This window comes from Rothia sp. HMSC065B04 (genome assembly GCF_001812285.1).
GTDB lineage: Bacteria > Actinomycetota > Actinomycetes > Actinomycetales > Micrococcaceae > Rothia > Rothia mucilaginosa.
This window is the reverse complement of the sequence record NZ_KV808406.1, coordinates 169,512-190,728: the sequence shown is the minus strand read 5'-3', so window position 1 is coordinate 190,728 and position 21,217 is coordinate 169,512. Positions and strand designations below refer to the sequence as shown.

Sequence of the window (21,217 nt, the reverse complement as noted above, 5' to 3'; positions counted from 1 at the left end):
GCGGGTTAGAGCGCACCGTACCCGTTCGCGCTGTACCCGTTTGCAGCAGGCACAGAACCCAGCGCGGGTTCCGGTACGCGGTAGTAGGGCTCAATACCCTCCAGCCGAACCGTCATCAACCACACCAAATCCTCGCAGACGCGCGGCGGCAAGTGCATCATGAGGGTGCGCACCGGGCCGGGCACCGTACCGAAATGCACGCTCGCGCATCCGAAGACACGCTGCAGCGGGCCCTGACCTCGGCTCACGCTCAGCACACGGCTGACCGGAACAATCGACAGCGTGCGGATAAAGTAGCCGCCACGAATCAGCAGCAGGTCGCCCCGCGTATGCTCACCAACGCTCGAACGTGCCGCATCAGAATCAATGCGGGTGCTCGCCTGCACCGAACCGGCAGTGTAACCGACCGTGGTCACGCCGTTACGCTTCCAGGTGAGCAGGTCCATCCAGCGCGCCGAAGAGGGCGTCACAATCATTGCCGGAACCTGCGGCTTCTGACTCTTCAGCGAACCATCAGCGGTATCCAGCAGCACCTGCGCCTGCGCCTCATCCAGGGCGGGCAACAGCAGGCGCAACACCATCAGCGTCTCCTGCTTATTGCCAACCGGCAGGGCAACATTGCGGGTCACAACCTTCTGGTTGTCGTTCTTCTCAATACCAATACCGGCAATGGTCATCTTGATGCGGTACCAGCCGAACGCACGCCACAGGATGGACTGCTCCACGGCGAGTGCCTGAATACGCTCAACCATCACGTTCTGGGTGTGCGTGCCGGTGAAACCGTAGCGCAGGGTCACGCCGCCCTGACCGCTGGGGGTGATTTTGAAGTTCGCGGCACCGTCAAAACGTGTCCAGAGGGCAACCACATAACCGACCATGGGCGCGAACATACCGGGCAGCATCGCCATGAAAATGAGGAACGGGCTCTCGCCGCCCATCATCGCGGCAATGACCGCGGCACCGACCATGAGGGCCACGGCGGGCACCAGCCACACCAGGTGCTCCAGCATGATGGAGGCAATCAGACGCACATTCGAGATGCGGAAAATCGGCGGCTGTGAGGGGTCAGCCGTGACCGGCATCGGCATGCGAGCGCCGCGGCGGGATGCGCCGGGCTGCTGAGTACCGGGGCGCTGGGGTGCAGACTGCTCGGGTGCGAGCTGCTGGGCGCCCTGCTGAGGCGCTACCAGCTGAGTGCCGTCCTGTACGGTACCGTCCTGCAGAGGCGCACCATAGGACGCCTCGTAAGATGCCTCAAACGGCTGGTGCAGCTGATTCGCATCCGGCATGCGCTCCGCCGAAATCTGCATGCTATCGGGCAGCACATCGACCGGGCGGCCAGCCGCCTCCGAACGCAGCAGGTTAATACTCGCCATCGCGGTGCGGCGCAGAACCTCCGCCTTGCGGGCAGAAACGTACTTGATGTGCAGCGCCTCCGAAGAGCCGTCAGCCACCTCAAAACGCAGCTCCGACAGACCCAGCAGACGAGCCACCAGAGGACGCGAAATGTCCACGCTCTGCACGCTCTCCAGACGGATCGTGCGGTTCTTCTTGAACAGAAAACCGCTACGGCGGTGAATCGCCAAATCGTCCAGGCTATAGCGGGTAAACCACCAGTCAATCGAGCCAGCAACCAGAATCAGCACGAGCACGGCGAAGCCGATAAGCTGCGAGTACGTTGCGCTGAAGTAGCTACTGTTCTCATCAAATGCCTGCGTCAGCCGCGCGCCCCACTCGTTCGGCGGGGTGGTCAAAATATTCAGGATAATGCTCTGGAAGAAGCCGAACGCCAGCAGAATAATGAACCAGAGGTTCATGATGAACGTGCGGATATCGGCACGCCACCACTTCTGCTCCTGAGAGTTCGGGGCGTTATTATTCGGAACCGGGGTACTCATTAGAGTGCCGCCATTCGCTCATCGGCGCGGCGCACCAGATCCGCGCGCAGCTCCTCCGCCACGTTCAGCGGAATACCGAACAGCACCATCGTGCCGGTGGTCGTACCCGCGGTGCGCACCGTCAGGCGGGCAACACCGCACATGCGCTCCAGAGGGCCCGAATCCACATCAACATACTGGATGCGGCCGTACGGCATGGAGCTCATCGAACGGAACACGATACCGCGGCGAGCCATCAGGTGATTCGACTCCAGCGCGTAGCCGAGCGCGCGAGTACGGCGCGGAGTGGTCAGAATCCACCACAGACCCCACAGACCAAACACCGCGACCACCACCAGGCCGACGATGCGTAGCGCCTCCGGGCCGCCGAAGAACGTGCCCGCACAATACATGGCAACACCCGCAAGGATCGGGAGCGCCAAGGCAGAAATAGTGTGAACAAAACGAACCGTCAGGTAGCCGGAGGCGGCGGGCACCCACTGCGGCTCCGGCACGGGCTGAGAGGCTACCGGCTGGGAGCTTACCGGCTGAGAAGGTGCCGGCTGCGCGGGAACCTGCTGAGGCGCGTTCGGGTACGCGGCAGCGGGCGGAACCTGCTGTCCATACTGCGTCTGCTGGTTATTCTGGGTCTGCTGTCCATACGGGGCACCAGGCTGACCGTAAGCCGCCTGCTGGTACTGCCCGTACTGGTTCTGCTGAGCAGGCTGGCTCTGACCATACTGACCATACTGACCCTGTTGGGCGTCCTGCCCGTACTGGCCATTCGGCGAATAACTATTCTGGTTAGGAGCCGACATAGGTTCCTCCCTCTCGCGGCTTTACAGCACCGGAAGAGGAGGCCGCATCCTCATCATCCTCCGGCGGAATACGACAACAATGCTGAGCCCACAGCCCAGCAATCAGCAGGGCAACACTGCCCACACAATTAACAAGAACCTCCCAAAAGACCACCGAAAAACCGCGCACAGACACCATCGCCACATGGTAACCAAGAATCGCAGCGCACCAGCCCGTCAACAGGGCACCGGTCATGATGGAACCCTGCGCATACGCCACCGCACGCGCAGCAAGAATCGGGCCCATATGCGGCACCTTCTCACGCGTCTGAATACGACGATAACGAGCCACCTGCACACCCAGCCACACGGCACCCGCCGCAACCAGCAGGCACACCGCGCCGAGCATCCACGAAAAATTCAGCTCACCAAAACCGGCGCCAATCATCACGGAATTCACCATAAGAGCGGCAGCGGCACCGCACACAGCCGCCACAATAATCGCCCGATAACTCAGGGGCTTCATGGTGTTTCCTTTCGGTAGGTTCCTCTACCTTCCAGAGTGCCACATTTAAGGCTGATCAGGTACCTGCATCTCACGCATATAGCTAATAGCGTCTTCATCCGCCCCAAGCAGCGTGCGGGACAGCTCCGCAACGTTCACGACCTCGCGACTCAGCGGTGTGGGAACCTCATCCGGCCGCTCCCCCGAAGGCTCCGCACGCCGGGTCACCGTCAGGTACGCCTGCGGGTCCATCTGCGCCCACGGCACCAGCACAAAAGCACGCTCCTGCGCCCGCGGATGCGGCAAAGTCAGCACCGGATCTTCAGAGATCACGCCGTCATAGTCAATCACGTCAATATCGAGGGTGCGCGGACCCCAACGCACCAGGCGCTCACGGTGATGCGCCGCCTCCACCGCATTACACAGCTTCAGCAGCTCGTAGGCGCCCAGGTCAGTGGTCACCTCAATGACCGCGTTCACGAAATCCGGCTGACCCGCCGGGCCACCCACCGGGGCGGTACGGTACAGCCCGGAGGCGCGCACCAGCTGCACGCCGCCCGCCACCAGGTCGGCGACGGCACGCTCCAGGGTGTCTTCGCTTTCGCCCAGGTTCGAGCCCAGCGCAAGCACCGCGCGGTGTGTATATTCTGCTGCGCCCGCCACTAGCGGCCGCCCTCCACGGTGCGCTCACGGAACACGCTCACCGCAACGTTACCGAACGGCAGCTCAATCGGCGCCTGCGGCTTCGACACGGTAATCTCCACCGCCTCCACAAGCTCAAACATCGCGAGAATACCCTCGGCAATGTTCACCGCGAGGGTCTCAATCAGGTCCAGCGAACCGTTCGTCACGTGGCGGTGAATCAGGTCAACCACGAGCGCGTAGTTCGTGGTCTTCGTCAGGTCATCCGTGGCGGCTGCGGCGGAGAAATCGCTGTACAGGGTCGCGTCCACGACGAAGGGTTGGCCGTCGCGCTTCTCAAAGTCGAGCACGCCGTGGTAGCCCTTAGCGGTAATGCCGGTGAGGGTGATGCGGTCGTGGCGTGCGTAATCTGCCTGGGTCATTGGGGGTCTCCTAGAGGGTATTCGGGTAGTCGGCGGTCGCGGGGTGGTGGTTCTAGCTGGCAGAGCCTTAGCTTACGGAGCGCAACGCGGAGGCGACCGTCACCGCATCCACGCTGGCGGGCACGTCATGCACGCGCACCGCCCACACGCCGCGCGCCGCCACCAGGGCGGTCACCGCCGCAGAAGCTGCCGCACGATGCTGAGCCGGGCGCGGTTCCGACAGCGGCTGCCACAGTTCGCGTTCAGCCTCACCCGCATCGGTTGCGGTGAAACCGCTCGCGTTCAGGCGCTCAGCCAGCGCCATATCCGCCGCAGTCAGGGCGTTGGCGATAAAACGCTTGCGAGAACCGGCAATGAGCAGGCGGTGGCCCAGGTCCTGTAGCTCGTCAACGGCGGCGAGCAGCTCCCAATCCTGCATACCGCCCTTCGCGAAGCCCAGACCCGGGTCAAGAATCAGGTTCTGCGGCAGCACACCGGCGGCAAGGAAACGCTCACGCAGGCCGGTCAGCTCCTCCACAACCTCAATGACCACGCCGCGCGGGTACTCCGCCAGGCTGTTCATGGTCTGGGAGGTGCCGCGGGCGTGCATGAGAATGTACGGCACCTGCAGTTCAGCGGCGGTTTCAATCATTTCATCGCTCACGTTCAGACCGGACACATCGTTGATGATGTGCGCACCGGCGGCGATGGCGGCGCGAGCGGTCTGCGGGTTCATGGTGTCAACGCTGATGGTGGTGCCCATCTGCGCGACTGCCTCGATGACGGGCAGGATGCGGCGCTGCTCCTCCTCCACGCTGATGCGCACGGCACCGGGGCGGGTGGACTCACCGCCAATGTCGATAATGGAGGCGCCCTCGGCGATCATGTGGGCGGCGCGGGCGATGGCGTCGGTGGCGGCGTAGTGCTGGCCGCCGTCGCTGAAGGAGTCGGGGGTGACATTGAGGATGCCCATCACGAGGGTGCGTTCGGCGGCGAGCGCGTCGCAGGGCAGGGGGGCTACACGGGTGGTGTGTGTGGATTCAGTCATGGGTTTATCGTACCGAATCTGCGGTGCTCCCATATTTGCCGCAGTGATTGGGGCGGGGGTTGGGGCAGCTGTGGGGTCGATTCTGGGGACACGGCATGCAATACTTGCATTACAGATACTTATTTAAAGGTATGCTGGGAGGGCACGCATACCGTGCCGGGCGCGTTCCCAGTCGGTGGCGCGCACCCACACATACATACTCTAGGAAGTGACTCATTGTGAATATGAAGACTGGAGCTTGGATCCTCTCCCTGGTAGCTCTTGCCGCACTGGTGACTATTGTGCTCGCTGAAGGTGTTCCTGCCGTGCGTTGGATTGCTTTCGGCACCGCGACCGGTTGCGGTTTCATTGCCGTGGGCTTGATCGTGACTCTTGCCCTGGGTTGGGATAATCCGAGCGAGGCGAAGGGTAGCTTGCAGCGTTAGCGGCGGGCTCTTCTAGCTTCTGCGGTGCGGCATGATCGGCACTGCCGCGGCCGCGGAAGGTACCGGCTCAGAACACATTCTCGGAGCACTTTGGCGATGCGAAAAGGGGGCGGAGGTTTTCACCTCCGCCCCTTTCAGCGTGTCTGCCCCCAAATGAGGAATGAGCGTCAATCACTTAAAAAAGAAGACCGGTCCTGTACTCCTTCAGAATTCTCAATCATTCATCAGGCAGTGGTGCCGGTTCTAGTAGTAACAACTTTACAATCACTAATGCTCTTTACGCAAGGGCACTCGTCATACGACCCAACAAATGCCGCTACACAGCGCAGGGGGCAGGATTCCTTAGAATCCTGCCCCCTGTCGTATAGCTATATGTTCATCCCGAGTGCTTAGCGCTGCGAGAAGATCAGGCTCATCGCCTCCGCACGGGTTGCGCCGTTCATCAGCGCACCGCGCACCGCGCTAGTCACGGTCTTCGCGCCCGGCTTACGCACACCGCGCATCGACATGCACATGTGCTCAGCTTCAATCACCACAATCGCGCCGCGCGGGTTCAGGTGCTCCTCCAGAGCCTCCACCACCTGCGTGGTCAGACGCTCCTGCACCTGCGGGCGGCGAGCGTACAGATCCACCACGCGGGCGAGCTTGCTCAGGCCGGTCACCTTACCGTCCGGGCCCGGAATGTAACCCACATGCGCCACGCCGTGGAACGGCACCAGGTGATGCTCACAGGTCGAGTAGAACGGGATGTCCTTCACCAGCACCATCTCAGAGTGGGCAATGTCGAAGGTCGTACCCAGAATCTCGCCGGCGTCCTGGTGCAGGCCCGAGAAGAACTCCGCGTAGGCGCGCGCCACACGTGCAGGGGTCTGCTGCAGACCGTCACGGTCCGGGTCCTCACCAATCGCGAGCAGAATCTCACGGACGGCAGCCTCAATACGCGGCTGGTCGACGGCGTTCTTAGCCTCGCTCATTCTCTGCTCCATTCTGGTTCGGGTTGCCGTTCTCCGGGCGCTGCGCCGGAGGGGCGGGGTAGTTCGGGTACTGCTGGGTGGGCATTGCGACGGTCGGGTCGGCGTCCGGGTCGCTGAGGGGCGCCTGAGGCGGCAACGGCTGCGTAGGTGCTACCGGGACCTGCTGTGCGGGTGCAGCCGGTGCTACCGGAACAGTAGGTGCCGTAGCAGTAGCGGCAGGTGCTTCCTCAGCCTTTTCGGCTTCCTTCGCCAGCTCGCTCGGTGCCTTCACCGGTGGGATGTCGGTACGCTCGCGGGTCGGCTTGGAGTACCAGTGCTCACGCTCGGGGCGCTTGCGAACATCCTTGAAGATTTCGGCAATCTCGTTCTCGAGCAGGGTTTCCTTCTCGAGCAGGGCGTACGCCAGGCGGTCCAGAATATCGCGGTTTTCCAGCAGAATCTGGAACGCCTCGTCGTGTGCCTGCTCCAGCAGGGCACGAATCTCAGCGTCGACCTTTGCCGCGGTCGCGTCGGAGTAGTTGCGTGCCGAAGCGCCGCCGCCACCGAGGAACGGTTCGGTGTCTTCGCCGCCAAGCTTCACGGAACCAATGACGGCGCTCATGCCGTAGTCGGTAACCATCTTGCGGGCGGTGTCGGTTGCCTTCTGAATGTCGTTAGACGCACCGGTGGACGGGTCGTGGAAGACGATTTCCTCAGCCGCACGGCCACCCATCGCGTACGCCATCTGGTCAAGCAGTTCATGGCGGGTCGTGGAGTACTTATCGTCCTGCGGCATGACCATGGTGTAACCCAGGGCGCGGCCGCGCGGAAGAATCGTAATCTTGGTGACCGGCGCGGAGTTACGCAGTGCCGCCGCGACCAGGGCGTGACCGCCCTCGTGGTATGCGGTGACCTTACGCTCGTGCTCGTTCATGATGCGCGAGGAACGCTGCGGACCAGCCATGACGCGGTCGATTGCCTCGTCGATAGCGCGGTCGTCAATCACGTTGCCGTTATCGCGGGCGGTCAGCAGAGCCGCCTCGTTCATGACGTTCGCCAGGTCAGCACCGGTGAAGCCGGGGGTGCGCTTAGCAACCTGAGCCAGGTCAACGGTGTTAGCGATTGGCTTGCCTGCGGCGTGAACGCGCAGGATGTGTTCGCGGCCCTGCATGTCGGGGGCGTCCACACCAATCTGACGGTCAAAACGGCCGGGACGCAGCAGCGCCGGGTCCAGAACGTCGGGTCGGTTCGTTGCAGCAATGACGATGACGTTCGAGTTGCCGTCGAAGCCGTCCATCTCAACCAGCAGCTGGTTCAGGGTCTGCTCACGCTCGTCATTACCGCCGCCCATGCCGACGCCGCGGCGGCGGCCAACAGCGTCAATCTCGTCGACGAAGACGATGGCGGCGGGGTCGCTCTTCGCTTCCTTGAACAGGTCGCGCACGCGGGACGCACCCACACCCACGAACATTTCAACGAAGTCAGAGCCAGAAATCGAGTAGAACGGCACGCCAGCCTCGCCCGCCACAGCCTTGGCGAGCAGGGTCTTACCGGTGCCGGGAGGACCGTACAGCAGAACGCCCTTGGGGATCTTGGCACCCAGGCGGGTGAACTTTTCGGGTTCAGCCAGGAACTCGCGGACTTCTTCCAGTTCGGCGAGAGCCTCGTCCACGCCGGCGACGTCGCTGAAGCGGACTTCCGGCTTGTCCTTGGTGAACTTCTTCGCACGGGACTTGGAGAAGCTCATCACGGAGGAGCCGCCTCCGACTCGTCCCATCAGGAACCAGAAGAGCACACCAAAGAGCAGAATCGGCAGGAGCAGGGACACCAAGGAGCCCAGGAAGCTGTGCTCAACCGGCTGGTCCGTGTAGCTTTCCAGCTCGGCGGATTCCATTGCCTTAGCAACTTCGTCGCCGCGGGGCTGCACGTAGTAGAAGCGCACCGACTTACCGTAGTTGTCGTTGCCCTTCTTGTAGTCGTCCTTAAGCTGCAGCTCGACGCGCTGGTCGCCGTCGTAGATCTTTGCGCTCTTGACCTGGTGGTCGTTGAGCAGCTGAAGACCCACGTTGGTGTCCACCTGACGCGAGGGCTGGGTGAAGAAGGAGGCCATGAGGAAAGCCAGCATGATTACGAGAGCTGCACCCGGCCAGAACCAGGGGCCGTTAATCAGCTTCTTCAGGAAGCCCTCCGAGCCTTTCTGCGGAGTATTGGGGGTTTGCGCCAATGCTTTGTCCTTACGTTGCGGCTGTGACCCGTTGGGGTGCGGCATGCCTGCCGGAACACCCAACGGTGCAACCTTAAATGTACCCTACCCCGGCGGGCGGCTAGGTACCGGGCTTCTCTATTTCACCTGCGGGCTAAAGGGTTGTAGCACTCGGCGGGGGTGAAAGTGCATCTTCTGCGTCGGGTACATCCACCTCCGGGTACAGCAACGCCCCGCTCCCCCACAAGCGTGAGGAGGCGGGGCGTCACCACCTACAGCATGGTTGCTGAGGTGAAGGCTTAGGAGTAAACGTGCGGGTGCAGGGTTGCGACGCAGTCCAGGTTGCGGTACTTCTCAGCGAAGTCCAGGCCGTAACCAACAACGAACTCAGGCTCGATGTCCCAGCCGACGTACTTGACCTCAACGTCAGCCTTGACGACCTTGGGCTTGCGCAGCAGGGTGCAAATCTCAACGGAAGCTGCGCCGCGAGAAATCAGGTTCTGCTGCAGCCATGCCAGGGTCAGGCCGGAGTCAATGATGTCTTCAACGATCAGGACGTTGCGGCCCACCAGGTCGGTGTCCAGGTCCTTGAGGATACGCACAACGCCGGAGGACTTGGTGCCGGAACCGTACGAGGAAACAGCCATCCAGTCCATAGTGTAGTGGCCCTTGAGAGCGCGGGAAAGGTCAGCCATGATCATGATGGCGCCCTTGAGAACACCCACCAACAGCACGTCCTTACCGGCGTAGTCTTCGTCGATGCGCGCCGCCAGTTCGGCGACCTTCGCGTTAATCTCTTCCTTGCTGAAGAGAACGTTCTTAATATCGTCCTGCACGTCGATAGCCTGCACGATGTATTCCTTCGTATCTTTAGACGCTCTGCGCCTCCGCCGGGGCCCCGGGTGCGGGGTTTCATGCCTTCCCACAGCGGACAATGTGGATGGTGTTCGCCTTAAGTATGGCTTAAAACGGCGCCGCGGCGCACCTCACCACGCAGATAGTGTGTGCTGAGGATGCTTCCGCGGGCACCTAGCTGGGCACCTAGTTAGGGTCGAGTTGGCACTAATACGAGCACGTCCAGGCGTTCACCGGTTGCCGGGTGCACAATTTTGCGGCGGCGGTACGCGCTCACATGACCGGGCATCTGAACGGGTCCAGCTACCGCATATTCGGCGGTGAAAGAGTCCAGCGCCTGCAGTCGCTCGAAGCCCGGGTTCTCTCCCCCGGCGGCTTTGCAGGCGGTGGCAAGCACACGCAAACGAAGCGCCGGATGCAGCGCCGCCACCTGCGCACGGTCCAGTAGCACGGCGTCCTCACGTTCGATGCCACGCACGGTGGTTCCGGCGGGTAGGAGCGCCTGCTCGTAGACTACCTGTGCCTGCTCGTCGAGGTATTCGGCATCGGGGCCGGCCACCGCGGCGGTGCGCGCCAGGGAGCGGGCGACGTCCCCGCCGAGGTGCTCCTCCAGGTAGGGCAGCACACTGTGGCGGATACGGGCACGCATGAGGGTTTCGTCGGTGTTGGTCGGGTCGATCCAGGGGGTGAGGGTTTCGGCATCGCAGATGTCGAGCATGTCGGTGCGGCGCAGACCGAGGAAGGGACGCAGGTAGGTGACGCCCCTTTCGACGCGTACGGGCGGCATACCGGCAAGGGAGCGTGTGCCGGAGCCGCGGCTTAGGCCGAGTAGCACGGTTTCTGCCTGGTCGTCGAGGGTGTGGCCGAGTAGTACGGCGCGGGCGCCGGTGGCTTCGACGGCTTTCGTGAAGGCGGTGTAGCGGGCGGTGCGCGCCGCCATTTCGGGGCCCATGTTCCCGACGGGAACCTGCACTTTTTCGGTGATGACGGGGTGAAGCCCCAGGTCGGTGAGGGTCTGCGCGGTCTGCGCGGCGACTGCGGCGGAGTCTTCTTGCAGGCCGTGGTCGACGATGATGGCGCCTACGCGCACGTCGCCGCGGCGGGCGAAGTGCGCGGCAATTGCCGCCAGGGCGAGGGAGTCGGGGCCGCCGCTGCAGGCGACCAGGAGCAGGGGTAGATCGGCGGCGTCCGCAGTGGAGGCGGTGCGGGAGCGTCCGGTGGCTTTGATACTTCCGGCGCCGAGGAGCTTTTCGAGGGCGGCGGCGAGGTGGCGGCGGGCAGTGCCGACGGCGGGGTGCAGGCGTCCTGCGCGTCCATTCTGCATGGTGGTTCCTTTATATAGGTGTGCGGGAGGGGTTAGGTGAGGGGGTTGGTGATAGCCAGCTCGATACCGAGCTCTTGGGCGACTTTGAGGACCGCACCAATTGACGGGCCGGGCAACCCACGCTCAATATCGCGGATTGTTTTATCGCTGAGCCCGACCATCCACGCCAACTCCATTTGGGTGATTTTTTCGTACTTGCGGACGGCGCGAACCTGCGCACCAAATTCCTGTGCGAACCCCGTTGCGTCGAATGCCATGGATGTCCCCTCCTCACCGCTACAGAACCTCAGATTATACGAACTATTCTTCGTAATATGCCCATATTAGCACCCCAAGAAGCCCTCCGAGGCTGTTTTCCGAAGAATAGTTCGGTTACACATGTCCTTCCAAGGAACCTCCGAACACAATCAAGGAGCACAGCAAAAGGGGGCGTGCCCACCGCCTCCAGTACGCACGAAAAATCGCACGAACCAGACACGGGAAACACGCCCCCAGCAAGCCCTCCGCTCACCTGCCACTAGGACAGCGACTGCAGACGAGCCACAATCGGTGCCAGCTCTTCATGGTAATCAAGAACCATGAGAGGGGTGAAAATAGTGCGGTACGAAGCGTAATAGAAATCTGGTGTTTCATTGAAATCCCACGGCGTGTACCCGTTAGTGAGGAAACCAGTGTCATACGCCCGGACTTCTTCCCCCTTCGCCAGCGCATGCTGATACATCCAGCTCATTGCTCGATGCAACTCACTACCCTCCTTAATGGGGGCAGCACCCTTCTCCGCACGCACAGCATTCGCCTTATCCAGAGATTCCAGAGCCACCTTGGGGCTACCCGCAGCACGATAAAGGAAGGTAAAGTAGGCGCCACGGCTCGCCGGAGTGTCATAGTGGAAGGAGCCGTCAGACCAACCGGTGGTCAAACCCACACGGGTCGCCCAAATAGCAACCTTATAACGAGCATCACCCGGAGTCAGGTCGGTGTACGGGGACTTCTCCGGCAGGTTCTTCACCTCGGGTGAACCCGCCAGATGGTACAGGTACTCCAGCAAGCGACCACGCGAAATGGTCATGACCCCGTTCGGCAACTTATCTTCACGGGTTCGGGCCAGCCCAACAACCTGCTTCTTCGTAATCAGGCCGGTACACTCCGCCCAGTGCAAATTGGTCATCATGTTTGCGCCGTAATAGAAGTGCATGCCAAAACAATTAACATCAAACTCTAGCTCTTCAACAGGCTGTGCAGATTTCGGCTGAATGTATGCCGCCTGGGCTACGCCCTGACCCATATACCCCATAGTCAGCGCCAACAGTGCCGCCGCACCACGGGTCGAAAGGTTTTTCTTCATTTTCTATCCTCGGTGAAAGGTGTGAGAGTAGAAGAAGAGTGAATCCCTTTGACCATACCCGGAATCTGCACCTCGCGCAATCAACTACGCCCGGCGTGCAGGCAGATGCGGCGAAAGACACAACAAAAAGGGGGCGTGCCCACCGCCTCCAGCACGCACGAAAACTCGCACAAACCAGACACGGGGAACACGCCCCCCTGATAAAAACCGGGTGCACCTAACGGTGCGGCAGCTTAGTGACCCTCAGCTGCGAAACGGTCGATAGCCTCCTGGACCATCTTCTCAGCAGCAGCCAGGTCTTCCCAGCCCTCGCCCTTAACCCACTTGCCGGGCTCCAGGTCCTTGTAACGCTCGAAGAAGTGCTGAATCTCAGCCTTCAGCTGCTCCGGAACATCAGCCAGGGACTTGATGTGGTCGTAGCGCTTGTCGGTGGGAACGCACAGAACCTTAGCGTCGCCGCCAGCCTCGTCGGTCATGTTGAACACTGCGACCGGGCGGGACTCAACCAGCACGCCGGGAACAACGTCAACGTCCAGGATCAGCATTGCGTCCAGCGGGTCGCCGTCCTCACCGAGGGTGTTCTCGAAGTAGCCGTAAGCGGTGGGGTACTGCATGGAGGTGAACAGCACACGGTCCAGGCGCAGGCGGCCGGTCTCGTGGTCCACTTCGTACTTCACGCGGGAGCCGCGGGGAATTTCAATAGTGACGTCGAGTTCCATCGGAACCTTCTTTCTCGTGAGTTAGAGTCACTTTCGCGGCGACTTCGGCGCGCAAGGTGCGAAAGTTAGGTGTTGAACTCACCCATTGTAACCCGTTCACGCACACCGAAACCGCGTATTTGGCGCCAAAACCAGCGTAATTTACCACGCTCACACCACAGTTAACATTCCGCCTAGTCCCGCGCCCGCCAGCACACCCCGCCGCCGCACCCCGCCACCATGCCGGACAGGTCAGATAGGGGTTATAAGGGGCAGCAGGAGCACGGCATGAGCATCCCAGCACCGGCGCGTAAATTCGATAGGCACCCCATCCGCCCGCTATGCTCAAAAGATGCCTTCCAACAAGCACAACACCCAGACCACCACCCTCACCCGCCGCGCCGCCCTCACCCTCGGTGGCATGTTCCTCCTCACCGCCTGCGGATCCGCCGCAACCGAACAGAAACGCCCCGAAGGTTCCGCAAGCCCCACCGGCAGCGCAACCGGCAGCCCCACCGGCACCGCCGAGGCGACCGCCTCCGCAACCCCGAGCGCCACCCCGACCCTCGCCCCCGCACTGCCCGAAGCGGAACAGGAACAGCTACGCGCCGCCCTCACCGCGCTCTTCGCGGACGGCACCTACCCGCAGTACAGCCTGCTCGTCACCGGCATGGACGGCAACCTGCCCAGCATCAAGGCGGCCACCGCGCCCGCCGACCTGTACGCCGCCAACGCCGACACCGCACGCGTGCCCGCCTCCACTTTTAAGGTGCTGACCCTGTTCGCACTCAACCGCTACGCAAATCTGCAGGCGCGCCTGCGCACCCGCGTAACCCGCGACGCCGTCGGACTGTACCTCATGGCGGGCGGCGACACCCTGCTCGGTGCGGGCGCCTCCAACCCGAAGCAGATTGTCGGACGCGCAGGCCTCACCACCCTCGCCGAGCTGACCGTGAAGGCGCTTCTTCAGGGCGAGAAGCCGACCGCGGCGCTACCCGTCTACCTTGACGGCACCTTCTTCACCGGCCCCGGCGTGAACCCCGGCTGGGATGACGCCGACGTGGCGTCCGGCCAGATCACGCCCATTCACCCCATTGCGCTCGAATCGCACACGGTGCCGGGCAAGTCCACCGCAAGCAACCCGGTACGCCCGGACGATGCGGCGGTTGCCGCTCAGCAGGCGTTCGTGGATGCGCTCAACACCGCCGGCAAGGAGTCCGGCATGAGCTTTACCCTTGCGGAGCGCCGCACCGCCCCCGCGGAAGCAGCCGAAATCGCCGCGGTCGAGTCGGCAACCCTGCTGGAGCAGGCACAGCACATGATGCTCGAATCCGACAACGCTCTCGCCGAGGTGCTCGGCCGTTGCGCCGCCGTTGCCGCAGGTAAGGAAGGCAGCGGCGAGGCGGCACAGCAGACCGTGCGCCAGGCGCTCGTGGATGCCGGCGTGAACATTGAAAACCTGGTGCAGGCGGACGTGTGCGGCATGTCCCTGACGGACCGCGTGACCGCCCGAACCCTCGTGCAGGTTGTGGCTCTGCTGAATGCTGATGAGCATGCGGAGCAGCTGATGAGCACGTTCCCGGTCGCGGGCGTGAGCGGCACCCTGTCCGGTCGTTTTGGTGCGGCGAACGCCGTGCACGCACGCACTTTTGTGCAGGCGAAGACCGGCACCTTGTACACGGTGTCTTCGCTGTGCGGTGTAGCGACCCGACCCGACGGCACCCGCCTGATTTTCGCGATTATTCTGAACGATCTGGGCGGTGCGGATGCGCTGCCCGCCGCGAAGGAACGCGTGGACGCCGCGACGGCGGCAATTGCGAACCGTTCGACCGCGCCGAGTGCTTCTGTTGCTCCCTCTGCGGTAGCAGCGAGTGCTTCGGCACCCGCTTCGGACGGGGCAAGCGCCCCGGCTTCTGCGGCTGCTTCGGCGGCAGTTTCTACCGCGGCTGCGGCGGGTGCAGCCTCCTAGCGTGTATGCCCGGATAGCCCCGAAAGCCCCCTGAATCACCCCGTGCAGGTTGATTTTCTGTAGTGTTTCACGTGAAACCTGAAAATCAACCTCTCGGGGCAAGACCTCTTGGGGCAAGGGGCGGCGCGGGGTGCCGATAGACTCCTCAACCGGGGCTCACGCCCACTTACCCGGCAAGGTTTCACACCCGCCTTGTTTCTCTCTCCTCCAGCAGAAAAGTCACCATGGACCTTACCTTCACCCTCGCTGATCTGACCGCCACCTCCACCTGCGAGTTGCGGCTCTACACCGAGCTTCGGGAGCGTGCGCAGAAGCAGTCTGCCCACCCGACCCCCGAGAAGTCCGAGCGCGCCCGCGAAGCGTACCGCGAGTGCCTGCGGGTGCTAACCGAGGGCGGAATGGTCGGCAGTGGAATGGTCGGTAGTGGAGTAGTCAGCAGTGAGCATGCGGGTGGCACAGCGCACCCGGTGCCCCTGGTGGCGACCTCCGCGGCGGGGCTGACCTACACGGTGGAGCTCGACCGCCTCGACTGCCCGGCTGCGGACAGCGCCGCCGAGAGCAATACCGCCCAGATCGTCTGCACCCCGCATCTGGGTGAGGCGGCACATCGGGCACTATTGCGCGGTGCCCTGGCGGCACACCTGCTGACCGCTAGTGCAACCGAGAATGCCGAGAATGCGAGGCGCCTCGACCTTCATCTGGAGCACGGCGCGAATGAGTACAGCGCGGGGTCCAAATCAGAGCCCACTGAGCACCACTCCCCCGTTCCTCAACCTCACCGGGTTGATTCGGCGCGTATTCTGCCGCTGATTCGCCTGCAGGAGCAGCGCCTCCTGCTGCTCACCCAGGCACTGAACGAGGGTATAGAACCGGCGGAACTTGCCGAGCGCATCCCCTATTTTCTGACCTGCGACGAGTGCCCGGCGTGCCTGAACGCGGCGGCATCTCTTACCCTCGCGACCGACGCCCCGGAGCTCGTCACCGAAGACACTGCCGAAGATACCGCCGAGAATCCGGAAACTGAGGAGCACCCGGTCATGTACCGGGTGCCCGCCGCGGTGGAGAACGACAGTGAACAGTACCGCCTGCAGTGCCTGCTGGATGCCCAGCTCGCATCCCTGGAGGAGCACGCGGCGGAGCACGGTTGGGGTGCCGGCGAGCTTGAGGCGGCAATGCTGCTATCCATGACGAATTATCACCGCCGCGAGCGTGCCCCGTTCTGGCGTGAGCACATTCGCCGACTGGAGGACGGTCCGACGGCCTGGGTGGCGAGCCGCGATTACGCGTACCTCGATCGAGTGCAGGTGCTTTCGGTGGAGCATGCGCATGCTCTTCTGAACACCCCCGCAGATCTGGAGGCGCTTGCCGCCGCCATGAAGGAGCCCACCGAGGTTGAAGACGCCCCCGGCTGGTATCGTGTGCGCGGCGCGCAGGTGCGTCTGTTGCGTGCGCGAATTGAGGCTGACCCGAGCCTGGTGATTGCGCCCTCTGACCGTGCGGTTTTTTGTGCGTATGAGGCGGGGTTGAGCCCGCAGATTGCGCTGGACCGTATGGAGTCGCAGGTGAATTATTTCCGTGCGTCGAATCCGGGTGAGCGTGTGCCCGCCGAGTTGGCGGCGACGGGTTTCTTTGGCTTGCGTGTGCTGGCGGTGGCGCAGGGCGGTTTCGGTGCCGGTTCCGAGGATTCTGCGGACCCCGAAAAGGCTGCCGAAGAGTCGGCTGGCGAAGAGTCGGCTAGCGAGTTCTTGGAGGTGCTTCTGCAGGAGCGCATCCGCGTGAAGGATGAGCCGCACCGTGCCCTGCCTTCGGGTATTGGTCCTGGCGATCCGGTGTCTACGGCGACGATTGAGGCGGCTCTGCAGTCTGATGTGCACGGGTTGCTCTTCGGCGGCGCGCTCATGCCCAACGACTCCGTGCTTAATGACCCCGTGCCCGGCGAGGATTCCGAAGCTTCCAGCGAGTCCGCCGAGACCCCTGACCCGTCCCGTGCCCTGCCGAGCGTGCTCGATGCGGCGGCTTCGCTGACGGGGGTGGAGAGCGCCTCCGCGGATTTGCTGTTCCGCCGTGCACCGCGCCTGAAGAGGAGCGCCTCGAACGCCAAAAATGCAGAAAATCTACCCCGTGAGGTTGATTTTTCCGGCTCTGACCTGCCCACGGTGGATGCCGTGCATGCGGCGGTTCGCGCTCTCGACCATTCCTATGTAGCGGTTCAGGGCCCTCCGGGTGCGGGTAAGACCTTCCTCGCCTCGCACGTGATTGCGCGTCTGGTGGCTGAGGGTGCGAAGGTGGGCGTGGTGGCTCAGTCGCACGCGGTGATTGAGAACCTCATGGTGGCGTGCTGTGCCCGTGATGGTTTTGATGTTTCGCGTGCGGTGCGTCTGCGCGGTAAGTCGGTGACTCCGGACGCCCCGTGGTCTGAGGTGTCTGATTCTGAGCTGGTGGAGCTGATTTCTGGTGCGGGCGGCCTGCTGTTTGGCGGTACGGTGTGGGATTACGTGAGTGAGCGTCGTGTGCCTGCCGGGTCGCTGGATGTTCTGGTGGTTGATGAGGCGGGCCAGTTCTCGCTGACGAATACGGTGGCGGCGGCTCGTGCGGCTCGTTCGGTGCTGCTGTTGGGCGATCCGCAGCAGTTGCCGCAGGTGTCGACGGGTGTGCACCCGTACCCGGTGGATGTTTCGGCGTTGGGCTGGTTGTCTGATGGGGCGGCGGCGCTGGATTCTCGTTTTGGCTATTTCTTGGGTGAGTCGTGGCGCATGGATTCGGCGTTGTGCGAGCGGGTTTCGTGGCTGTCGTATGATGGCGCGTTGGCGAGCGCGGCGGCGACGGCTGGTCGCGCCTTGCAGGGTGTTGCGCCGGGTGTGGTGTCGTATCCGGTGGAGCATGCGGGTTGTTCGGTGCGTTCTGTGCAGGAGGCGCAGGCGGTGGTGGATTGCGTGCGCGAGTTGTTGGGTCGTGAGTGGGTTCCGGCGGCTAGTGCTGAGCCGCGCCCGTTGGCGGCGGAGGATTGCATTGTGGTGGCGGCGTATAACGCGCAGGTTGATTGTGTGCGTGAGGCGCTGATTGCTGCTGGTTTGGCGGATTCTTCGGGTGCTGGTGTGCGTGTGGGCACGGTGGATAAGTTCCAAGGTCAGGAGGCTGCGGTGGTGTTGGTGTCGTTGGCATCGTCGCGGGTTGATTCTGGGCGCGGTGCCGGGTTTGTGCTGTCGCCGAATCGTTTGAATGTGGCGGTGTCGCGCGGTCAGTGGCAGGCGGTGTTGGTGCATTCGCCGTGGGTGGCGCGTTCGGTGCCGCAGGATGTTGAGGAGGTGCTGGCTCTGTCGGGCTTCGCGGGCCTGGTGGAGTAGCACCTAGTGCAGCCCTTATTCTGCGCTCTTCTACACTCCCCCGCCTGCTGCGTTGCGGGGGCGTCTTTGGTGCGCCCGCAACCGGGTTCAATCGGGTTATTTCAGGGTTCGGTTGGGCGGAAGCACCAAGACTGAATTGTAGTCATCCTAACCCTAATGTCAATACTCAAAATGAGGAAAGTTTTTCAACATGAGTTCATGCATATGACCCATATCTCCACTATGATTTAAGACACCAACAGATGTTGGGGGTTGAGCTGACTCGCTCAACCAAGATTCGATAGCCATAGATGACTATCTGTCGAAAGGAACACCAATGGAACTCGATATTCAGGATTTGATTACCTCATCCGAAGATGAGCTCAAGAGGGCTCATGGTGGTACCCGTCCTCCGGCACATCGTGTAGGCGGACAGTAAATAACCACCTCCAGAGGGGCTCGGTAATCTCAGTTACTCGAGCCCCTCTACGCATACAAACATCCAACAGATAGAAAGATGGAAAAATGTACCCAAAGCTTCGATTTGGTCACTCAATTATAAAAATTAAAAACAATAGATTCATTATTGGATCTATAACACAAGGCATATCAAACACAATTCATGACCCCTCGGGAAATTTTAAGAACCTGAATGAGATTTTAACAGGAGAATACACGATAGATGAGGTAGTTATAAAGACATCAGAAATTTTAGGATTAACTCCTAAAAATTCAAAGAAAATTATAGAATCACTCATAACGATGGGTCACATAGAAGATGGATCCTACCTTAAATCATCTACAAAATCTAATAGGTACTCAAGAAGTCGTGAATTCTTTTCTTGGATTGACACTTCAGGAAGTAGCGACCCTTTTCGGGTGCAAAATATTCTGTCCTCCTCGAAGATTGCAATTGTAGGTCTTGGAGGAATTGGTGGATCCGTGGCCATGAACTTAGCCTCTTCAGGAGTATCTCAAATACACATAGTTGATTTTGACAATGTTGAAGAGTCGAATCTCAATAGGCAAATTCTATACACAGAAAAAGACCTTGGGCTCAAAAAATCAACGGCTGCCATGAAAAATCTCCAAAAAATAAATTCAGAAATTCTTATTACATCCGAAGATAAGAAAATTACTTCCTCTGATGACCTCATTAAATATTTTAATGAATATGACCTAGTGTACCGTTGCGCTGACAGTCCAGACGATATACCATTTTGGTTCTCTGATGCTTCATTAAAATCTGGTAAGCCATGGATTGATGCAAGCTACAATGGCCCAATAATTAATTGTTGCATCTATGACCCAAAGGTTACAGGATGCTATAGATGCATCCGTGAAAGTAATCTACGAAATATGACTCGTCTAGGTTACGAGGAAGCTCATACAGATAAAGTCCCAGAGATAAATGCTGCAATATCTCCTATAGTCCTTATATCTGGATCACTTGCCGCATATGAAGGAATTAGGTATCTTGCCAAACTTAAGCCACAAAGTTTAGGTAAAGCAATACATCAAAATATGTTCGATTACAGTAATTCATACACAGTGGAGGTCCCCCATGAGTGTCAACACCGAGCTACTCAAGAATAGAGATTTTCGAAATACTCTCTTCGCCATTGGAGCCAACCAGCTCTCAGACTCGATGAGCTATATCACCACGCCCATCATTATTTTGGCGCTGACCGGCTCCCCCGAAGCTGCGAGCATCACCCTCTTCGTCGCGGGTGTTCTCGCCACCTGCGCCGGAGCAATATCTGGAACATGGGTCGACAGAATCGGCCCCTCAAAGTGCCTGGCACTGTCCTGTATCGGCCAGTCACTGTCCTGGATAGCGATTCTTCTCTACCTCGTTTTCAACGTCACCAACATTTACGTTTTGGTGATCACGATTTCTCTCGCCGCTATCATTTCCACCTTCGATTACCCGAGCGAGCAGTCCATCATCACCCGTGTAGTCCCCAAGGAACACCTGGGGTACGCCTCCGGTATGGGTGAGACGCGCGAGTCCACCGCTAACCTGTTGGGCGGCCCGGTCGCAGGCATCATTATCGGCTTCTCGACTGTACTCATGACCGCAGTTCACGCGGTCGTCAACCTGCTGGCATTCATCGTCGCACCCAAGAGTTACGGCGCTAGTCGGCACCCCGCAGAAGAGGAGGAAGGCGAGAAAACCAGCTTCTGGCAGGACTCAAAAGCCGGTTTCGAGTACATCCTGAAGAACAAGGTGCTGGTGTCCATTGCATTCGTTTCAACACTTGCGAACTTTGGAACGGTCGGCATTCCGCTCACCTTCATCTACTACTACACCCTGGAGGGCGCACACCCGCTCTTCATCGGCATCTTCGCGAGCGCCTTCGGTGTGGGTGTGCTGCTTGGCTCGTTCCTGGTCGGCCCGCTGACCGAGAAGTTTGCACTCGGCCCGCTCGGTATCACCTCCCTGGCCATCATGTCGGCCTGCTACCTGTTGCTGCCGGTGGTTCACTCGATGCTGTGGGCGGTGTGCCTGCTGATTGTGCTGGCGGGTATTGTGCTTCCCTCCTTCAACTCGAGCATCATTGCGTACATTAACGCATCCACCCCGGAGCACATGATCGGTCGCGTGCACTCGGTGCAGGGCATCCCGAACATGGCGCTCACCCCGCTGGCTGTTCTGCTGGCAGGGTTCCTCATTGTTGATTGGGGTATTACGTACACGGCGCTGTTCTACGCGGTGTTCATTTTCCTGTCGCTGGTGGTGATGGTATTCCAGAAGCCGCTGCGTCAGCTGCCCCATATCTCGCAGGTAACGAACGCACAGTAGTTCCGCGGTAGCCCCGTCTATCAACCCCACTCAACGCCCCCGAAAG

The 21,217-nt window shown here is 60.9% G+C and carries 18 protein-coding genes; 5 read left to right on the top strand and 13 right to left on the bottom strand.

Annotated elements, in window-relative coordinates; translation table 11 throughout:
- Positions 1–5: 5 nt before the first annotated feature.
- The 6 genes from HMPREF2845_RS00835 to folP form a co-directional block, all read right to left on the bottom strand.
- Positions 6–1,898 carry a PH domain-containing protein gene (locus tag HMPREF2845_RS00835; protein WP_070633654.1) on the bottom strand — a complete coding sequence of 631 codons (1,893 nt, stop codon included), beginning with the start codon at positions 1,896–1,898 and terminating at the stop codon, positions 6–8.
- Complete coding sequence (locus HMPREF2845_RS00830) at positions 1,898–2,695, bottom strand: PH domain-containing protein (RefSeq protein ID WP_070633653.1); 798 nt, start codon at positions 2,693–2,695, stop codon at positions 1,898–1,900. The genes HMPREF2845_RS00835 and HMPREF2845_RS00830 overlap by 1 nt, the downstream gene beginning before the upstream one ends.
- Complete coding sequence (locus tag HMPREF2845_RS00825) at positions 2,682–3,200, bottom strand: DUF3180 domain-containing protein (RefSeq protein ID WP_005507616.1); 519 nt, start codon at positions 3,198–3,200, stop codon at positions 2,682–2,684. Before HMPREF2845_RS00825 ends, HMPREF2845_RS00830 begins: the two co-directional genes overlap by 14 nt.
- 45 nt (positions 3,201–3,245) lie before the next feature.
- On the bottom strand, positions 3,246–3,842 hold the full coding sequence (folK, locus tag HMPREF2845_RS00820; RefSeq protein WP_070633652.1) for a 2-amino-4-hydroxy-6-hydroxymethyldihydropteridine diphosphokinase: 597 nt from the start codon (positions 3,840–3,842) through the stop codon (positions 3,246–3,248).
- Positions 3,842–4,243 carry a dihydroneopterin aldolase gene (gene folB / locus HMPREF2845_RS00815; RefSeq protein ID WP_070633651.1) on the bottom strand — a complete coding sequence of 134 codons (402 nt, stop codon included), beginning with the start codon at positions 4,241–4,243 and terminating at the stop codon, positions 3,842–3,844. Before folB ends, folK begins: the two co-directional genes overlap by 1 nt.
- 67 nt (positions 4,244–4,310) lie before the next feature.
- Positions 4,311–5,270 (bottom strand): dihydropteroate synthase, encoded by a 960-nt coding sequence (gene folP / locus HMPREF2845_RS00810; RefSeq protein ID WP_070633650.1) that lies wholly within the window; start codon positions 5,268–5,270, stop codon positions 4,311–4,313.
- A 218-nt stretch (positions 5,271–5,488) separates the two neighbouring features.
- Between folP and HMPREF2845_RS00805 the strand changes: the two genes are divergently transcribed.
- Positions 5,489–5,695 (top strand): hypothetical protein, encoded by a 207-nt coding sequence (locus HMPREF2845_RS00805; protein ID WP_070616019.1) that lies wholly within the window; start codon positions 5,489–5,491, stop codon positions 5,693–5,695.
- Between the two features lie 389 nt (positions 5,696–6,084).
- On the opposite strand, the gene folE is transcribed toward HMPREF2845_RS00805, so the two are convergent.
- The 7 genes from folE to ppa all read right to left on the bottom strand — a co-directional run bounded on the left by folE (position 6,085) and on the right by ppa (position 13,094).
- Positions 6,085–6,669 (bottom strand): GTP cyclohydrolase I FolE, encoded by a 585-nt coding sequence (folE, locus tag HMPREF2845_RS00800; protein ID WP_005507626.1) that lies wholly within the window; start codon positions 6,667–6,669, stop codon positions 6,085–6,087.
- A complete protein-coding gene (gene ftsH / locus HMPREF2845_RS00795) occupies positions 6,656–8,872 on the bottom strand; it encodes an ATP-dependent zinc metalloprotease FtsH (protein WP_070633649.1) in 2,217 nt (738 codons plus the stop codon). The genes folE and ftsH overlap by 14 nt, the downstream gene beginning before the upstream one ends.
- Positions 8,873–9,150: 278 nt before the next feature.
- On the bottom strand, positions 9,151–9,702 hold the full coding sequence (gene hpt, locus HMPREF2845_RS00790; protein ID WP_005504342.1) for a hypoxanthine phosphoribosyltransferase: 552 nt from the start codon (positions 9,700–9,702) through the stop codon (positions 9,151–9,153).
- A gap of 194 nt (positions 9,703–9,896) precedes the next feature.
- Positions 9,897–11,030: a tRNA lysidine(34) synthetase TilS gene (gene tilS / locus HMPREF2845_RS00785; RefSeq protein ID WP_070633648.1), complete on the bottom strand. Its 1,134-nt coding sequence runs from the start codon at positions 11,028–11,030 to the stop codon at positions 9,897–9,899.
- Between the two features lie 32 nt (positions 11,031–11,062).
- The gene (locus HMPREF2845_RS00780) at positions 11,063–11,287 is read right to left on the bottom strand and encodes a helix-turn-helix domain-containing protein (protein WP_005504337.1); all 225 of its coding nucleotides are present in this window, start codon (positions 11,285–11,287) and stop codon (positions 11,063–11,065) included.
- 260 nt (positions 11,288–11,547) lie between these two features.
- Positions 11,548–12,375, bottom strand: a complete 828-nt coding sequence (locus tag HMPREF2845_RS00775) for an S-layer homology domain-containing protein (RefSeq protein WP_049346262.1) — start codon at positions 12,373–12,375, stop codon at positions 11,548–11,550.
- Between the two features lie 233 nt (positions 12,376–12,608).
- Complete coding sequence (ppa, locus tag HMPREF2845_RS00770; protein ID WP_005504328.1) at positions 12,609–13,094, bottom strand: inorganic diphosphatase; 486 nt, start codon at positions 13,092–13,094, stop codon at positions 12,609–12,611.
- 331 nt (positions 13,095–13,425) lie between these two features.
- Between ppa and dacB the strand changes: the two genes are divergently transcribed.
- From dacB to HMPREF2845_RS00755, 4 genes are all read left to right on the top strand, one after another.
- Positions 13,426–15,042 carry a D-alanyl-D-alanine carboxypeptidase/D-alanyl-D-alanine endopeptidase gene (dacB, locus tag HMPREF2845_RS00765; RefSeq protein WP_070633647.1) on the top strand — a complete coding sequence of 539 codons (1,617 nt, stop codon included), beginning with the start codon at positions 13,426–13,428 and terminating at the stop codon, positions 15,040–15,042.
- Positions 15,043–15,266: 224 nt separating this feature from the next.
- Positions 15,267–18,386: a DEAD/DEAH box helicase gene (locus HMPREF2845_RS00760; RefSeq protein WP_070633646.1), complete on the top strand. Its 3,120-nt coding sequence runs from the start codon at positions 15,267–15,269 to the stop codon at positions 18,384–18,386.
- 504 nt (positions 18,387–18,890) lie between these two features.
- Complete coding sequence (locus HMPREF2845_RS09070) at positions 18,891–19,961, top strand: HesA/MoeB/ThiF family protein (protein ID WP_080975574.1); 1,071 nt, start codon at positions 18,891–18,893, stop codon at positions 19,959–19,961.
- On the top strand, positions 19,930–21,171 hold the full coding sequence (locus HMPREF2845_RS00755) for an MFS transporter (protein WP_070633644.1): 1,242 nt from the start codon (positions 19,930–19,932) through the stop codon (positions 21,169–21,171). The genes HMPREF2845_RS09070 and HMPREF2845_RS00755 overlap by 32 nt, the downstream gene beginning before the upstream one ends.
- Positions 21,172–21,217 lie beyond the last annotated feature (46 nt).

Excerpts from the sequence above, each read along its gene's own strand:
- HMPREF2845_RS00835 (WP_070633654.1), bottom strand. The coding sequence starts at position 1,898 with ATGAGTACCCCGGTTCCGAATAATAACGCCCCGAACTCTCAGGAGCAG.
- HMPREF2845_RS00830 (WP_070633653.1), bottom strand. The coding sequence starts at position 2,695 with ATGTCGGCTCCTAACCAGAATAGTTATTCGCCGAATGGCCAGTACGGG.
- HMPREF2845_RS00825 (WP_005507616.1), bottom strand. The coding sequence starts at position 3,200 with ATGAAGCCCCTGAGTTATCGGGCGATTATTGTGGCGGCTGTGTGCGGT.
- folB (WP_070633651.1), bottom strand. The coding sequence starts at position 4,243 with ATGACCCAGGCAGATTACGCACGCCACGACCGCATCACCCTCACCGGC.
- folP (WP_070633650.1), bottom strand. The coding sequence starts at position 5,270 with ATGACTGAATCCACACACACCACCCGTGTAGCCCCCCTGCCCTGCGAC.
- folE (WP_005507626.1), bottom strand. The coding sequence starts at position 6,669 with ATGAGCGAGGCTAAGAACGCCGTCGACCAGCCGCGTATTGAGGCTGCC.
- tilS (WP_070633648.1), bottom strand. The coding sequence starts at position 11,030 with ATGCAGAATGGACGCGCAGGACGCCTGCACCCCGCCGTCGGCACTGCC.
- HMPREF2845_RS00780 (WP_005504337.1), bottom strand. The coding sequence starts at position 11,287 with ATGGCATTCGACGCAACGGGGTTCGCACAGGAATTTGGTGCGCAGGTT.
- HMPREF2845_RS00775 (WP_049346262.1), bottom strand. The coding sequence starts at position 12,375 with ATGAAGAAAAACCTTTCGACCCGTGGTGCGGCGGCACTGTTGGCGCTG.
- ppa (WP_005504328.1), bottom strand. The coding sequence starts at position 13,094 with ATGGAACTCGACGTCACTATTGAAATTCCCCGCGGCTCCCGCGTGAAG.
- dacB (WP_070633647.1), top strand. The coding sequence starts at position 13,426 with ATGCCTTCCAACAAGCACAACACCCAGACCACCACCCTCACCCGCCGC.
- HMPREF2845_RS00760 (WP_070633646.1), top strand. The coding sequence starts at position 15,267 with ATGGACCTTACCTTCACCCTCGCTGATCTGACCGCCACCTCCACCTGC.
- HMPREF2845_RS09070 (WP_080975574.1), top strand. The coding sequence starts at position 18,891 with ATGTACCCAAAGCTTCGATTTGGTCACTCAATTATAAAAATTAAAAAC.
- HMPREF2845_RS00755 (WP_070633644.1), top strand. The coding sequence starts at position 19,930 with ATGAGTGTCAACACCGAGCTACTCAAGAATAGAGATTTTCGAAATACT.